This is a genomic window from Agarivorans sp. Alg241-V36, assembly GCF_900537085.1.
Lineage (GTDB): Bacteria > Pseudomonadota > Gammaproteobacteria > Enterobacterales > Celerinatantimonadaceae > Agarivorans.
The window spans coordinates 702,077-717,755 of sequence record NZ_UNRE01000001.1; the positions used below are offsets into that span (position 1 = coordinate 702,077).

Annotated in this window: 15 protein-coding genes; 8 read left to right on the top strand and 7 right to left on the bottom strand. The window is 43.0% G+C overall.

Annotated features, from left to right (window positions below; all coding sequences use genetic code 11):
- Window positions 1–92 precede the first annotated feature (92 nt).
- Entirely contained in the window at window positions 93–800 is a 708-nt protein-coding gene (locus G6R11_RS03370; RefSeq protein WP_163131448.1) for a hypothetical protein, read from the bottom strand.
- Window positions 801–853: 53 nt separating this feature from the next.
- Window positions 854–1,996: a hypothetical protein gene (locus tag G6R11_RS03375; RefSeq protein WP_163131450.1), complete on the bottom strand. Its 1,143-nt coding sequence runs from the start codon at window positions 1,994–1,996 to the stop codon at window positions 854–856.
- A gap of 115 nt (window positions 1,997–2,111) precedes the next feature.
- Between G6R11_RS03375 and G6R11_RS03380 the strand changes: the two genes are divergently transcribed.
- Window positions 2,112–2,510 carry an XRE family transcriptional regulator gene (locus tag G6R11_RS03380; RefSeq protein WP_163131452.1) on the top strand — a complete coding sequence of 133 codons (399 nt, stop codon included), beginning with the start codon at window positions 2,112–2,114 and terminating at the stop codon, window positions 2,508–2,510.
- 31 nt (window positions 2,511–2,541) lie between these two features.
- Here the strand turns inward: G6R11_RS03380 and G6R11_RS03385 are convergent, their stop codons facing one another.
- The 4 genes from G6R11_RS03385 to G6R11_RS03395 form a co-directional block, all read right to left on the bottom strand.
- Window positions 2,542–3,252 (bottom strand): PilZ domain-containing protein, encoded by a 711-nt coding sequence (locus tag G6R11_RS03385; RefSeq protein WP_163131454.1) that lies wholly within the window; start codon window positions 3,250–3,252, stop codon window positions 2,542–2,544.
- A 39-nt stretch (window positions 3,253–3,291) separates the two neighbouring features.
- Window positions 3,292–3,417: a hypothetical protein gene (locus tag G6R11_RS21855; RefSeq protein WP_255494531.1), complete on the bottom strand. Its 126-nt coding sequence runs from the start codon at window positions 3,415–3,417 to the stop codon at window positions 3,292–3,294.
- A gap of 135 nt (window positions 3,418–3,552) precedes the next feature.
- A complete protein-coding gene (locus G6R11_RS03390) occupies window positions 3,553–4,764 on the bottom strand; it encodes a glycosyl transferase (protein WP_163131456.1) in 1,212 nt (403 codons plus the stop codon).
- A gap of 2 nt (window positions 4,765–4,766) precedes the next feature.
- The gene (locus tag G6R11_RS03395) at window positions 4,767–5,648 is read right to left on the bottom strand and encodes a mannosyl-3-phosphoglycerate phosphatase (protein ID WP_163131458.1); all 882 of its coding nucleotides are present in this window, start codon (window positions 5,646–5,648) and stop codon (window positions 4,767–4,769) included.
- 317 nt (window positions 5,649–5,965) lie between these two features.
- Between G6R11_RS03395 and phoB the strand changes: the two genes are divergently transcribed.
- From phoB to G6R11_RS03430, 7 genes are all read left to right on the top strand, one after another.
- The gene (gene phoB / locus G6R11_RS03400) at window positions 5,966–6,658 is read left to right on the top strand and encodes a phosphate regulon transcriptional regulator PhoB (RefSeq protein ID WP_040307168.1); all 693 of its coding nucleotides are present in this window, start codon (window positions 5,966–5,968) and stop codon (window positions 6,656–6,658) included.
- A 6-nt stretch (window positions 6,659–6,664) separates the two neighbouring features.
- Complete coding sequence (gene phoR, locus G6R11_RS03405) at window positions 6,665–7,963, top strand: phosphate regulon sensor histidine kinase PhoR (RefSeq protein WP_163131459.1); 1,299 nt, start codon at window positions 6,665–6,667, stop codon at window positions 7,961–7,963.
- 113 nt (window positions 7,964–8,076) lie between these two features.
- On the top strand, window positions 8,077–9,543 hold the full coding sequence (locus G6R11_RS03410; RefSeq protein WP_163131461.1) for a transporter substrate-binding domain-containing protein: 1,467 nt from the start codon (window positions 8,077–8,079) through the stop codon (window positions 9,541–9,543).
- Between the two features lie 171 nt (window positions 9,544–9,714).
- A complete protein-coding gene (locus tag G6R11_RS03415) occupies window positions 9,715–11,187 on the top strand; it encodes a polysaccharide lyase family 7 protein (protein WP_163131463.1) in 1,473 nt (490 codons plus the stop codon).
- Window positions 11,188–11,434: 247 nt separating this feature from the next.
- Window positions 11,435–12,409, top strand: coding sequence for a PstS family phosphate ABC transporter substrate-binding protein (locus tag G6R11_RS03420; RefSeq protein WP_163131465.1), 975 nt, complete (start codon window positions 11,435–11,437; stop codon window positions 12,407–12,409).
- 321 nt (window positions 12,410–12,730) lie between these two features.
- The gene (locus G6R11_RS03425) at window positions 12,731–13,177 is read left to right on the top strand and encodes a tetratricopeptide repeat protein (RefSeq protein WP_163131467.1); all 447 of its coding nucleotides are present in this window, start codon (window positions 12,731–12,733) and stop codon (window positions 13,175–13,177) included.
- A gap of 978 nt (window positions 13,178–14,155) precedes the next feature.
- Window positions 14,156–15,037, top strand: coding sequence for a Dyp-type peroxidase (locus G6R11_RS03430; RefSeq protein ID WP_163131469.1), 882 nt, complete (start codon window positions 14,156–14,158; stop codon window positions 15,035–15,037).
- Between the two features lie 110 nt (window positions 15,038–15,147).
- On the opposite strand, the gene G6R11_RS03435 is transcribed toward G6R11_RS03430, so the two are convergent.
- Window positions 15,148–15,633: a GNAT family N-acetyltransferase gene (locus G6R11_RS03435; RefSeq protein ID WP_163131471.1), complete on the bottom strand. Its 486-nt coding sequence runs from the start codon at window positions 15,631–15,633 to the stop codon at window positions 15,148–15,150.
- Window positions 15,634–15,679 lie beyond the last annotated feature (46 nt).

Consider the following 15,679-nt stretch of genomic DNA (forward strand, 5'->3'; position numbering starts at 1 on the left):
TTTTTTTCATGGAGTAAAATGGTGCAAATGTATTATGTTGGTGCGACTTGTCTGGTTTTAGGGCTGGTACAAGGAAAACAACATAAGCTGACTTATTGCATATAAATACCAGATTCAAAACCCGTGTTTTGGCAATTGGGGCTGCTGAGCAAAATAATAGCCTGCTGATCGATTAAATACTCTTGAACGCATTGAGTGTTGGGAGCAGGAAGGCTTAAGAACCCACTAGATAATAACTCGGCTTTATCACCATATATGTTGCGAAGACTTGTTTGAGTTAGTTCTAAACTTTCACCAGCAGCATGATAAATTGTTACGGGGTAGTCGGTTGTTAGCTGATTCACTACGGTGCTTTCTGAAAGCTGCTTTAGGTAGAACCTTGCGTCGCCGCAAGATGTATTGAAACGAAGTGTATTACTGGTTTTAGTAAAACTATAGGCGTGGCTTAAGTGAGTTCCGTTGTAAGCTATCATACAGTTGTTTTCTTCATAATATTCAGTGTTGAGGCTTGCTCGTCTTTGTACCAAAGCTCGTTGTTCCAGCTCTCGGTCTGTTGCATAGTTATCCCAGAAAAGCACTCTACCATTTTGGTCTATTGTTGCTACATGGTCATTTGCTTGGTCACGATAGATCCCCGCAGTAGATAAGCTAGAACTGTCAGGAATGTTAGGTTTTTTTCCGCCGTGGTTGGCGCAATTACCAGTACACTTAGTATTTAGATTAACGCCACTTTCTGGGTCGCAGCCGGATAAAACGGTAAGACTGATAAGAGCGATAAGTAGTTTTAAGTATGAATTCATGATTTTCTCCCAAGGTGGATAAAGCGCACTAAGTCGTGCGCTAGTAGCTGAAGTTAGAAACAGGTTTTGCTGTAGTCAGTGAAGCGTGGGTTATCGCCCGATACATAGGCGCAACCATTTTTCACATCGAAGACCATCGCTTCTACCGTGACGAAGTCTTTACCTTGATACTTAGAAAGGTTGATAGGCTTTTTGTTGAACAGCCATTGCATAGACTCAACCGTGAGCTCGGGTGAGTAATCTAAGAATGAGTACACCGCTTGTTCGCGAGCGAAGGTATTAAAGAAGGCTTGGTTTGCTTGAAAAGCTTCCATTTTCTCCAGCATATTTTGCTTAAAGCCTTCGGTATGGTTGGCGTGGCCGACCCCTCGCGTGTGGCCACTTATTAGTTCGGTACCGTCGGCATGGATGCGAAATGCAGCATGATTGCCTTGGTCGTCAGCTAGTGTGAAATTGAGCGGCGTTATGGTGCTATAGCCTTCAATCTTATTAATGAAATCTTGGATTGATTTGGCGCTGGTGGCCGCTGCAAATACCGCATCAGTTGAGACCAAGTTGCTGCTACCTAGGCCATCATCACCTGCAGTTATGCCTAAGAAATTAATTACAATGCCTACATGTTTTCCCATGCCTTGAAAGTGGGCACCATCAGTAGGTAAAAACATGGCGCTGTCGGTTTTTACTATGGTGGTATTGTCGCTTAACGCGTTAATCGACAAGTCGTTGGTTTGACCAACAATGCCGTTATTAAATGCCACCGTGGTACAGCCATTCAACTCTTCAACTGCTTGATTTTGCTGCATTGATTTGATGATTTTTTGGTTTACTGACCAATCGGTAACACTGGCTTCGGCAAATAGTTGTTCAACAGGAACCTGGCGAATAGCCGCTTGATGCTCCATCATTTCAGTATATTCAGGAGCTATCTTGCGATTGTTCTCAGTTGCCACTTTAAATGCTTCAACAATCTCTTTAGGTGCTTGTTGGCGTGGTATGGTGGCCAAATAGGCAGCCAGTTCTTGGCTTGAGCTAGTGCTAAAATCTAGTACTTCAACATTTTTTTGAACCGTTTGTCGTTGAGCGTCAAAATAAGGCAGGTTATCGCCCACTTGATTAGCCGCGAAAGAAAAACCGCTAGTTGAAATTAGTAAACAAAGAGTGGTCGTTTTTAACGTAAATAGTGAAGTTTTACTCATAGTATTCCCCTTAATTTTCTGCCCAAAAGGTGTGTATTTGTTAACTTGGATTTAGCTTAACAAAGTAAATTTCTATATATTGGAAGCTTAAGAAGGGGAAATTACGGATTATGGAATGCCAGAATTAGACTCTGAGGGCTATGAATTTTTTGGATTAAAGGATGCTGAGATTCGAGGAATGCTTATCGAGCGAATCGAATTTTTGATGGCTAACTTGTCGTGGTCGAAAAAAACCTTGGCTGATAAAGCCGGATTACCCTCTAGCTCCATGTATAGTAAATTAGATAGAGAGGGCAGTGGGCAACTAACCCTAATAGATATCTGTGCGATAGCAAAAGCTATGGATATCAGCGTGGTGCAATTACTACCTTTAACTGCCGCAGAGCGCATTTTAGGCGGAAAGCCTCCTGCTAAAGCGTCAATGTTAAAAATGTGGGACGTGTTGCTTTCACGAAGTGCCGAAGAGTTAGAGGTAATCTACAACATCGACAAAATACTGCACGACAAGAAATAGCGCTTAAACGAATACTTGTCGTGAAAGATTACTAGGCGGCAAGGCTGGGATGATTAAACATATTTAGCTTGCTAAATACCGCTTTGAGCTGTTTGTTTGCTTCAAGTTGCACTCCAACCCGTAATTTGTCGCTGGTTTGCTGCTGGCTTTTGATTGTTCCGTTTAGCACTATCGGTTGTTCTGGGTTTAGGGGAAAACGTAAGACAATTTGTACAAACACCATGCTTAAGGTTTGAGATGGCGCTGCTAACTCAATGCGGCAGCCTCCTTCCGACAAATCTAGCACTACGCCTTCCAACATGTTGCTTGATGCTTCTTCAGCAGAAACACTGGCAGCTTGCTGTTCAGTTATCACTACCGGTAGGTGAGTATTGATTCGGCTTTTATGGCGAAGCTGAATAAACTCGATCTGCTCCGGATACTCTACAAAAAGCATGATTTGTGGCTTTTTGTTTATGGTGATGAGCTTGGTTTTAAAAGCCACACACAGGCCAGCATCGCCTTCAACGATCATTCTTATTACACAGCTTTTACCTTCGAACATATGGTCTTTTTGCTGCGTGAAAATGTGTTGAGGCAATGAAAAAGCAAAGTAAGCACCTTCTTGATAGCCCACCAGTTTGGCTTTAATACGGTGCAGTTTATTTGAAGAAAACTGAATATCGACCATTGCGCCAGGGCTTAACTTAGTAAGAGTATTTACAATGGTTGTTCTATCACTGGTGATTTGATGTTTACTCAAGTTGTGAACCCTCTTGTTATCGCCCTGTGGCGTTTTACATTACTGATTAGTTGTCATGTTTTGGCTACTGCGCGAGTCTAAAAGCTCTTCAGCCATAATCTCAAAATCTAGTGCTAATATTGTGGCCATAAAAACGATCATTGCTGCCATACGTTTACGATTCATATCCATTGCTTCTGTTTGGTTTATCTGCAGTGATTGTAAGGAGGGCGACTTTAGTAAATTGACTTTTTACGAATGAAGGGCAATAAAAAAGCTTGTTCTAAGAACAAGCTTTTTAGTGAGAGTTGTGGTGTAACGCTAGCAGTTATCGGCTTCCACTGCTTCGTATAAGCGTTCTAAAAAGTCTGGAGCTGCACTTTGTACGCGGTTCCAGCTTGGAATGAATGGCGTGGCAGAAGGATTTTCTAAGAAGGTTTCTCCCGCTTGCATTACCGCTTTAGAAAACAGCTCTACAGCATCTTCTTCGGAGTGACGGTCTAGGGTTAAACCATTAATTAAGGCGTCTGCATGGTAGTTTTCAATGAAATCTAAGGCCATGCGGTAGTAGGTGGCTTTTAAGCTGCGTAATTTACCAGGGCTAAAAGTATGCCCTTGAGTAGCCAGTTTGCGAATTACAGCCTTACTAATGTCGGTGGCCATTTTGGCTAAGCCTGCATCAAGGTTATCTAGGCTTAAGTCTTGGTGTTTATGGTCGTATACATCAGCGATGTCTACCTGACAAATTCGGTTGGTAGAATGGTTGCGGTAAATTTCTGACAATACCCCAATCTCTAATCCCCAGTCTGATGGAATGCGCAAGTCATTCAATACGTCTGACTGCATCGAAAACTCACCCGCTAACGAGTAGCGGAAGCTATCAAGATATTCTAGGTAATCATCATAACCTTCAATTTTCTTCAAAGCTTTTAATAGTGGTGTTACCAATAAGCGCGCTACACGGCCATTTAATTTGCCATCGGCATGGCGGGCGTAAAAGCCTTTACAGAATTCGTAGTTAAATAGTGGGTTGGCTACTGGGTACATTAGGCGAGCCAGCATGCTTCGATCGTAGGTAATAATGTCACAGTCGTGCAAACCTACCGCTTTGCTTTTACCAGATGCCAAGGCATAACCAAAACAATACCATACGTTTCTGCCTTTACCGGGCTCTTTAGGCGCAAGGTTATGCTCTGCTAGTTGAGCGTCTAAGGCGCGCAGGCGAGGGCCGTCGTTCCATAAAATACGTACGTGCTGTGGCAAACCCGAGAAGTATTCTTTAGCGTAAGCAAATTGCTCCTCGGTGGCGCAATCTAAACCAATGATGATTTCGCTTAGGTAAGGTACCTTGGCTAACTCTTCAACAATGGTGGCTAATGCTGGGCGCTCTAGCTCCGAAAATAACGAAGGTAGAACTAAACTCATAGGTCTAACTTTTGAAAACGCTATGAGCTCCTGTTCTAACTCTTCGAGTGGGCGATCAGTTAAGTTATGTAAGGTCGTCACAATACCGTTTTGATAAAAATCAGCCATGGTTATGCTCCATTAAGTAAGGAATGTAAAATTTGTTGCATCGATTGATGCCAGCCATGCGGACCGGGGTGGGGCGCTTGGCAAGAATTGGGGTGGTTTATTACCAGTGCTGGTGAGTGTTTGCGTGGAATTACCACCGGGATGTCGGCTTGTTCCAGCATGCTTAAATCGTTATCGCTATCACCCAGGGCAATGTTGGTAAAACTGCGCTGAAAATGGTCTTTATATACCTTGTTAAGCCAGTGCATGGCGTCGGCTTTATCGAACTTAGCTTTTACATGATAAAAGCGACCACCTTTTACTACCGCTAGGTTGTGTTCGGCCAGCTTCTCGGTAAATACTTTTAATTGCGCATCGCTGTCGTTCCAAAGTAGCGGCTCTGAGGCCATTCTTTGTTTGGCCAATTGTGCATCGTATTTTGCTAAACCGGTATTAAGCTCTACTTCGCTTAGATTCATGTCATTAAACCCTTGGAAGCGAAAGTGATGCTGTTGGCGTAACACACTTAGGTATTGGCAAATGTCGGGATAGCTCGGGCCAAAGGTCTTTATTTTCCAATGTTGTTTGCCCACATTAATAGGGCTTAGTTGCTCATGTTGTATTGGGCTGTCGGCTGGAATGCAAACGGCTGAGCCGTTTTCAATGGCAAAAGGTTGTTGCAAGGCCATTTTTTTCTGTAGCTCTAATACTTCCATAAAGGTTTTACTGGTATTAAAGATAACCGGCACTTTTAACAGCTTTAGCTGGTTTAAACTGGGTAAGGCAGCCTCGAAACTATAACTATCATGATCTAACAAGGTGCCATCTAAATCCGTAAATACCAGTAAGCTACTGGCAGTGGTGTATAGCTCTGTTGGCGATAGTTGCTTAGCGAAATACTGCATGCTGCCCCTAAATTTAACGTAATGAGTTTCTACAAGACGAAGCACGAGCAATGCCACAAAGGCAAAAAACTTTTATCTACACTTGGTAATTCTCATATTTATCAATAGCTTGTTAAGGATTTAATATTCATTGGTTTAACTGTGTAAGGCGGAATGCTTGAACCTAAGTGGTGCAGGCTGAACAATATACTCTAGCTTTGCACCAAAATGGCTAGTGCTATATTTACTTAAGCCTTTGATTTACACTGAGTGCTGTAATAAATCTGTCATTAATACGTCGCATAATTGCCACAGTTTCTTAGATTGAGATGAATGTGATGCCCAGGAAGATACTCGTTGTAGAAGATGAAGCTCCAATCCGCGAAATGCTATGTTTTGTATTAGAACAGCATGGCTATGAGCCGATTGAAGCCGCCGACTATGACCAAGCTTTAGCTAAGCTAACAGAACCTTACCCAGAGTTAGCACTGTTAGATTGGATGTTGCCAGGTGGCAGTGGGATTTCAATTATTAAGCACATGCGTCGCCACGATCTTACTCGTCAAATCCCAGTTATTATGCTAACCGCTAAAGGCGAAGAAGAAGACAAGGTTCAAGGTTTAGAAGCCGGTGCAGATGATTATTTAACTAAGCCATTTTCACCGAAAGAATTAATGGCGCGGGTTAAAGCAGTAATTCGCCGTATATCACCAACTTCTTTAGAAGAAACCATTGAAGTACAAGGCTTACGCCTTGATCCGGTTTCTCACCGCGTGAGCGTTGAAAATGAACCCTTGGATATGGGGCCAACAGAGTTTAAGCTACTGCACTTCTTTATGACTCATCCTGAGCGTGTTTATAGTCGTGAGCAGTTGCTCAACAACGTTTGGGGTACTAACGTGTATGTGGAAGACCGTACAGTAGATGTGCATATTCGTCGCTTACGTAAAGCGATTGGCCTTCAAGGATATGACCGTTTAATTCAAACTGTACGAGGTTCCGGTTACCGTTTTTCAACTAGGGTGAAGTAAATACGGATGTTTGTGCCTTTCTCTTGGCAACGAGTATTGTGGCGAGTGGCCTTGGTGTACTCGCCTTTATTTGTTCTGGGTATGTTTACCGGCTATACCCTAGAAATGTGTTTGTTGGCCGCTGTCATTCATATTGTTTGGATGTACACCCAACAGCACAAATTACTCGACTGGTTATATAACCAACGAAAACTCTCCCCGCCCCATGGCTCGGGCAGCTGGGAACCAGTATTTCACGGTATTTACAACATGCTAAAGCGCCGTTTAGGCCGCGAGCGTGAATTAGCCCAATTAATGAAATACTTTCGTTTGGGCGCTGAAGCTTTGCCTGATGCCATTGTAGTGATTAATCAAGATGGCGCCATTTTATGGTGTAACCAGTTAGCGCAAGGCATGCTCGGTTTAAAATGGCCTGCTGATGCTGGGCAACACCTAACTAACCTCGTTCGTACTCCCAAGTTTGTTAACTACCTTCGTAAAGCTCGCTTTGACCAACCCTTAGAAATTATTAGCCCAGTGCAAAGCAATGTGTGGTTAGAATTTCGTGCCATGCCCTATAGCCAACAACAGTTGCTATTGGTGATTCGTGATGTGAGCCAGTTACGTAAGCTAGAAAAAATGCGCAAACGCTTTGTATCCAATGTTAGCCATGAGTTACGCACACCATTAACAGTAATGCGCGGCTATTTAGAAATGCTCGATCAAGATGAAGTTGACCCAATGATTTGGGGCAAGGCGCGCAATACCATGCTGGACCAAAGTAGCCGCATGGAGAACTTGGTTAATCAGTTACTTACCTTGGCTAAAATCGAATCTGCCTCAGCGGAAGATAATCAAGAGACCATCAACTTCTCAAGCATGGTGGGTAATCTAGAGGCAGAAGTAGCCGGTTTAGCAAAAGGTAAACAATTAAGTTTTAGTTTTGATATTACCCCTGATATAGAGATAAAAGGTGACCGTGAACAGTTACGTAGTGCTTACGGCAACCTAGTGAGCAATGCCATTAAGTACTGTGGTCAACCCGGTGAGATCCATGTGAGTTTATCGCTGATTCCACAGGGCGCGTTGTTTTTGGTTAAAGACTCTGGCCCAGGTATTGAGCGTAAGCACCTACAACGCCTTACCGAACGATTCTATCGCGTTGATAAAGCTCGCTCGCGTGATACCGGTGGCGCTGGCCTTGGTTTATCTATTGTTAAGCATGCGCTACAACACCATGATAGCCAGCTTAAAATAAAGAGTAGTGTGAGCAAAGGCAGTACCTTTAGTTTTATCATTCCCAGAAAATTGTTTATCCAGCAATAATCCTTGTTGTGAAGCTGCTAAGTCGCCTAGCTTCACAGCTTTCAACTCTGATGATATTTTTTAGACAATCCAGTTTATACTGAAGTATAAGTTTGATTTTTAATGGTATTCCTTTGAAGCTACAAGGTCTTTGTTCTAACAGTATTTTATTGCTAGCCATGCTTTGGCTTTGCTTTTTGGCTTTGCCCAGCGCAGCTGTTGAAGACGAAGTAGAGCTTCCAGAGAGCAGTGATTTACTGCAATTCCCCTTTTATATTCGCGAACCTTTTGTTGGCGATCTAGCCGAAATTAAACAGCGAAAAATTATTCGTGCCTTGGTCACCTACGGAAAGTCAGATTTTCACTTAGCCGACGGTCGTCCTCTTGGTATACAAATCGAATTGCTGCATTTGTACGAGAAGTTTCTTAACCAAGGCATTAGGCGTGATGTAGAAAAAACCAAAGTCAAAATTGTGCCAGTCCATTTTGATCAGCTAATTCCCGCCTTAGAAGCTGGGCGAGGGGACGTGGTTGCCGCATTCTTAACTGCAACTCCAGAGCGTAAAAAGCAGCTGCGTTTTGCACTGGGCAATGCCGAAGGCGTGAATGAAGTGTTGGTTAGCCACAAAGATGCTCCAGCGGTGGAAAGCTGGAAGCAGCTAGCGGGCAAAAAAGTTTATGTGATGGATGGAAGTAGCTACGCAGAGCATTTAAAGGCGCTCAACTTCACCTTAAAGCTGCGCGGCGTAAAACCGATTGAGGTGGTGGAAGCTGATGGTAACTTGCTGTCTGAGGATATCTTGGAACTGGTGAATGCAGGCGTGATGCCTTATACCATTATCGATGATTACAAAGCGCATTTATGGGAAAAGGTGTTTAAAGATATTCGAATAAACAAGCAGCTCACTACCAGTCGCGATCAAAGCTTGGGTTGGGCGGTACGTAAAACTAACCCTAAGTTACAAGAGAACTTGCAAGAGTTTGTTAATAAGCAAGTTAAGCAAGGCAGCTTACTCGGCAATACTTTGCTTAATCGCTATTTCGACCACACCGCGTGGATCAATCGTTTAGCCAATTCTGAAGACCGAATGCGCTTTAATCGTTATGTGCCTTTCTTTAAAAAATATGCCAATGAATATGACTTTGATTACCTAGCAATTGTTGCTCAAGGTTATCAAGAATCAGGCTTAGACAATACCAAGGTGAGCCATCGCGGAGCGCGTGGCATTATGCAACTGCTGCCCTCTACCGCTAAACAAATGGGTTACAGCGATTTAAGCGATCCCGAACAAAACATCGCGGCAGGAATCAAATACTTGGCTTGGTTGCGTAAACATTACATCAACGAAGAAGGCATCGAGGATAGCGAACGCATGGCCCTCATTTGGGCGGCCTACAATGCTGGGCCCACTAAAATGAACCAAATGCGTCGGCTTACTAAAGAAATGAATCTAGATCCTAATCTTTGGTTTGGTAACGTAGAAATAGCAGCGGGGCGTATTATTGGCAGAGAAACCGTGCGTTATGTCTCCAATGTTTACAAGTATTACATTGCCTATACCCTAGCCTTAGATTTGCAGGGCGATAGGGAAGAAGACTAAGCCCGGCTTTGGTTTTTCTGGGTGAGTTGTGTACATAGAAAGCGAGCAGAAATGCTCGCTTTTTTTAGCTAGTTCACAAGCTGAATATTTGCTTTAGCGAGTCGATTGCCAAGTTAATCGCATAAATATAGTATTGTAATACATTTAAAGTTGTTATGGACAATACTTACTATGAAGTTGATTGGAAAGCCCCTTGGCTTGTTATTGCTGTTATCTTTAGCGGGTTGTGGCGGTTCATCTGAAACCGCTGGAGTGGCTGATCCTGGCAATGAACCTAGTACGCCCGAAGAACCTACTACTCCCGAAGAGCCTACAAATCCAGATCAGCCAACAGAGCCAAGTTGCCTTAGCCCAAAACTGTTGAGCATTAGCCAAGCCAGTGATGATGGAAATCATAAAGTGGGCTATGGGCCAGAGAACTCTATCGACGGCAGCTTTGACAGTGAATCGCGTTGGTCATCAGAAGGAATTGGTAAGCAAATAACCTATAACCTAAGCAGTCCCTCAATTGTGACGGGTATAAGCCTTTACTGGCTAAACAATACCAATCGCTTTGCCTATTATGATCTGGCTATATCTACTGACAATCAGCAATGGCAGGAAGTTGTCACAGGCGGAATGTCCGACATAGCCACTGGCAGTGCAGAAGTGATTACCCTAACAGATGAGTTAATTGAAAACGTTCAATACCTACGTTTAACCGCTAACGGCAACTCCGAAAGTGATTGGAACAGCGTTATCGAGCTAACCGCAGAGGGCTGTAACGATGAAGAGGTTACCGAGCCGGTTGAAGATCTAAACCCTTCTTTACCGCCATCAGACAACTTTGACTTACAAGACTGGTATTTGAGCATACCCACTGATACCGATGGTTCCGGCACTGCTGATTCGATTAAAGAATCAGAGTTAAACAATGGTTATGAGAATAGCGACTATTTTTATACCGGCGTAGATGGCGGCATGGTGTTTAAAAGCCCTATCTATGGCTACAAAACCTCTAGCAATACCACTTATGTTCGCACCGAGTTGCGTGAAATGCTGCGACGAGGCGATACCAGCATCAGCACTCAAGGAGTGAATAAAAACAACTGGGTATTTTCTAGTGCGCCTAGCAGCGCTCAAAATAATGCTGGTGGGGTGAACGGTGAATTGTTTGCTAAATTAGCGGTAAACCACGTGACTAGCACCGGAGAGGATTATCAGATTGGGCGGGTAATCATTGGTCAAATCCATGCTAACGACGACGAGCCGGTTCGTCTTTATTACCGTAAGTTGCCTAACAACGATAAGGGAGCCATATATTTTGCTCACGAATCGCGAAATCAATCTGATGATGATTGGGTGGAGATGATTGGCAGCCGAAGTAATACCGCGAGTAACCCTTCTGATGGTATCGCTTTAGATGAGAAGTTTAGTTACCGCATTAAAGTAGTGGCTAACACCCTAACCGTTACCATTATTCGTGAGGGTAAAGCCGATGTTACTGCTAGCTACGATATGAGTGACAGCGCCTACGACGACCCAGACCAATACATGTACTTTAAAGCTGGGGTGTATAATCAAAATAAATCTGGCGATGCAGATGACTACGTACAAGCTACTTTTTACGCACTAAGCAATACCCACCAAGGTTACAATCCTTAAAAATATAAAGCTCGGTAGACTATCTGCCGAGCTTTTCCAGTTATTGTCTCAAATAATCACGATTTATTCCCAGGTTTAATCATCAATTAATTCAATGCTTTAGGTTTTCGCTTTAGTGAAAAAGACAGTTTTTTTACGAAAATAAGAGACTGACACATAACTGTCACACAGTAGAAATATAATTGTCATCGAATTCACCAATACTACATGACGAAAATAACTCAACGCGTCATTTATGGAGATAAAGATGACATTTAAAAAATTGCTTAGTGCAGTAGCTATTTCTGCCTCATTGGTATCAACTACCGTACTTGCAGCTGGCTTGGATGCCACACTTCCTGAATACAAGAAAACAACTGGTGTTTCAGGTAATCTTTCATCTGTAGGTTCTGATACTTTAGCCAACATGATGACTTTGTGGGCTGAAGAGTTTAAGCGTGAATACCCTAACGTAAACGTACAAATTCAAGCTGCTGGTTCTTCTACTGCTCCACCAGCACTAACTGAAGGTACTTCTCAGTTCGGCCCAATGAGCCGTCAAATGAAGAGCAAAGAAATTGAAGCTTTTGAAAAGCGCTTCGGTTACAAGCCAACTCCTGTTCGCGTAGCTATTGACGCATTGGCTGTATTTGTTCATAAAGACAACCCAATTGAAGGTTTAAGCCTAGCGCAAGTAGACGCTATCTTCTCTTCTACCCTTAAGTGTGGTGAGAACGGCGTAGCTGACCGCTGGAGCCAAGTTGGCCTAGAAGGTTCTTGGGCTGATAAAGACATTCAATTGTTCGGCCGTAACTCAGTATCTGGTACTTACGGTTACTTCAAGAAGAAAGCACTTTGTAAAGGTGACTTCAAGAACACTGTAAACGAACAGCCTGGTTCTGCTTCAGTTGTTCAATCAGTATCTTCTTCTTTGAACGCAATCGGTTACTCAGGTATCGGTTACAAAACTTCTGGTGTTAAAGCAGTTGCTCTAGCTAAGAAAGGTAACGACTACATAGAAGCTACTTTAGATAACGCTGCTACTGGTAAGTACCCACTATCTCGCTTCTTATACGTTTACGTTAACAAGCACCCTAACAAGCCATTAGCACCAATGGAGCGCGAGTTCCTAAAAATGATTCTGTCTAAAACAGGTCAAACAATTGTTGCTAAAGACGGTTACGTTCCACTACCTTCAAAAGTAGTTATGGCTGACCTAGAAAAATTAGGTATCTCTCTATAATCTGAGAATAGCTAATGATAAAACCTCGCTGCGGCGGGGTTTTTTGCTTTTAAAGCCTCCAGAATACTAGCCCACCAGCATTACTTCCTCACCACTCTATGAACTTGTTAAGCCTTGTCGCCGTACTTTAGGTACATCTCTAATACCAATCACACTAAGTAAGTGATCAGAAATAGCGCAGGAAAAATACTCGAGAACAAGGCAGGACTTTTCGATAAGTAGTTATTTTACAATCAAAAAATCTAAGTCAGTTATCGAGTTTTTGAACCAGATAAACTGACCAGCTATTTAGTACGATGGGTACAAAATAAGGAAATAGCTATGAAACTTGTTACCTTGCTGCTTAGCCTGTTAATGGCCTTACATGTGCACGCTGCTGGAAGTGGCCGTTATGAAACTCAACAGACTAGTTCACCACTCAGCGCGGCTGAAGACATGCTTAGCGAGCAAAACTATCTTGAAGCCAGTGTATGGCTTAGTGATTATCTGCAAAGCAAAAAGGGTCGCCGCTCTGCCGATGCTTGGAATCTGCTGGGCTTTAGCTTGCGTAAGCAAGGTCACTACCCGCAGGCTTTATATGCCTACCAACAAGCCTTATCTATCAAACCTTCTCACCTTGGTGCCTTGGAGTATTCAGGGGAGTTGTATTTGAGTTTGCAAGAGCTAGCGCGCGCCGAGCAAAACCTAGTGCGATTGGAACAATATTGTGGAAATTGCCAAGAGCAACAACAGTTAAAAATGGCGATTTCTCGCTATCTTGCTGAATAATATGAATTTTGTCGTCAATCGGCGACGATCGCTGTTTAGTGTTAAATCTCGGTATCTAGGCTTATTTAGTGATTTGTAAGGCTATGGCTTGAGTGAAACTCTTTTCAACAACATATCTTGGTGAACTTCGGTTTTAACCTAATTGTCACTTGAAATGTGATTCGTGTCACACTAAATTATAGGTGTGACTTGGATCACGTTTGATTTGAGACACTAATGATTTTAAATACTTAGGAGAAAGATTATGTTTGATTATTTTGGTGCACTTTACTCGTCGTATTATTTTACTAAAGCTGATGATTACAACTTTTATTGCGAAACTCGCAAAGATATTCACCGTTAAAATTAGCTATAGGTGGATATATGGTTCTTCATCCGATCATTGGTTCAGCATTATCAACTTATGTTCGTTTCGGGTGCTTAGAGCAAGGTAAACGACAGCAGAGATAATAGTAATGAATCAACTTAACCCCAGTGCCTGAAACGAGCTCGCTCCTTCAGGCATTTTTTTATTCCTTTCCCGACGCTTTCCCTCTTGTTCGATTCTTGAACAAATTATTTTAGTAAAAACTTTAAAACAAACTTGCAATGTGACGCGTGTCACACTATTATCTGTTTCGTGAGCTGGTTCACGCTTTTATTGGTTTCTAGGAGAAACACTATGTTTGATTACTTTGGTTCTTTATACACAACTTACTACTTCACTAAAGCTGCGGATTACAAAGCAACAGATTCTAACAACCTACACCGTTAATCCTCACATTTGAACATGTGGGCTTAGCACTTAGCCTTTCGCAATGCCGAGAGAGTGACAGTCAACTGAGCGAGAATACACTATGAGTCAAATGTTCTAAAATGCCTGATAGCTTAAAAGCATCAGGCATTTTTCGTTTTAAAAAAATATTTACCCCGCATCAAATTACTTTCCGATAAAATTTCTTATACTGCTAGGCAGTGATTGTTAAATGAGAAACTTTTATGTCGTTAGTTCAACCTCTTATTCTTAAGTCCCAACAGCATCATGCTAGTTTTTTGCGCTTTAGTCTTGTTGACCGTGAGGCCTTAGCTGATTGTTTAAGCCAAATCCAAAGGCTTTACCGAGCAGACGATACGGTGATTGGCTTTGGCCAGCCATTGTTAGCCATGAATAACACGGTGGTAGAGGGTGTAAAGAGTGCTGAGAGCATTCAAGGCCCTAAGCGCACCAGCCCAGCCAATCAGGATGATTTATGGTTACGGGTGAGTGGCAGCGATCCGGGTGAAGTGATGTTACGTGTGCAAGAGTGGCTAGATGTATTAGTGCCAAGCTTTAGCATGAACGAGCAAGTGAATGGCTTTTGCCACCGAGAAGGGCGTGATCTTTCTGGTTATGTAGATGGTACAGAAAACCCAGAAGACAATGCCGAGGCCGTAGTCGCTAAAACTGGTGATAAGGGCATTGCTGGTTCAACTATGCTGGCAGTACAAAAATGGCAGCATCAGCTTAAGCATTTCAATAGCCTGCCTAGCAAACATCAAGATGACATTATTGGCCGTCGTAAAAGTGATAATGTTGAATTTCCTGAGTCGCCACCTTCGGCCCACGTTCGTCGCACAGCGCAGGAGAGCTTCACGCCAGAGGCCTTTATGCTTCGTCGCAGCCTGCCATGGGCTGAGCAGCAAGATTGCGGATTAAACTTTGTTTGTTTTGCCAATAGCTTTTATCCATTCGAAGCCCAGTTAAAGCGCATGCTGGGTTGTGAAGATGGCATTGAAGATGGTTTGTTTGAATTTAGCCGACCATTAAGCACTGCTTACTACTGGTGCCCACCAGTAGAGGCCGATGGACAAGGTTTGGATTTAAGTGTGCTGCAGGCTTAAGTTGAGAATATCGGATAAGGGCTAAGTGATATTAGCCCTTATCGCTTTGCCCATATCCCTTCGTCAATAGTGCTCAATAATGAGCGTGAAGATAAAAGCCTTTAATAGGCTTAATCTTCATGCTCAGTTTTATATAGCGCCATGCCTCGCGCTTTATAGTTAGCCAGCGCGGCAGGGTGGTCTAAATCACAAGTATGTACCCACACCCTGCTTGGATTCCACTGCCAAGCCCTTTGTATGCATTGGCTCAGCAAACCGCCACCAATCCCTTGACCATGAAAAGCTTTTGCCAAACCAAAGTAGGCTATTTCAACACTATTATCGGGATGTTTGTTTAGCTCAAAGTAACCGACAAATTCTTGGTTAAGGTAAGCGGCAAAAGTGCGCAGCGAAGCGGGGGAGGCATATTCAAGCCATTGTTGCTCGGTCCATACTAGCTTATCTGTCCATTGCCAATGCTTACCCACTTCAGTGTAAAACTGGCGACTAAGCTTGGCCTGGTTGGCTTCTATTTCTTCAATTCTTATTTGCTCAGGAAGCGGTTTAGCATTGAGTTGTTCAAGCTGGGTTTGTTGCAGATAGTATATGGTTGCCATTGTTTGTTCGCTTGCTTGAGTTTTTCGCAGTGTAGCAATTTCATTC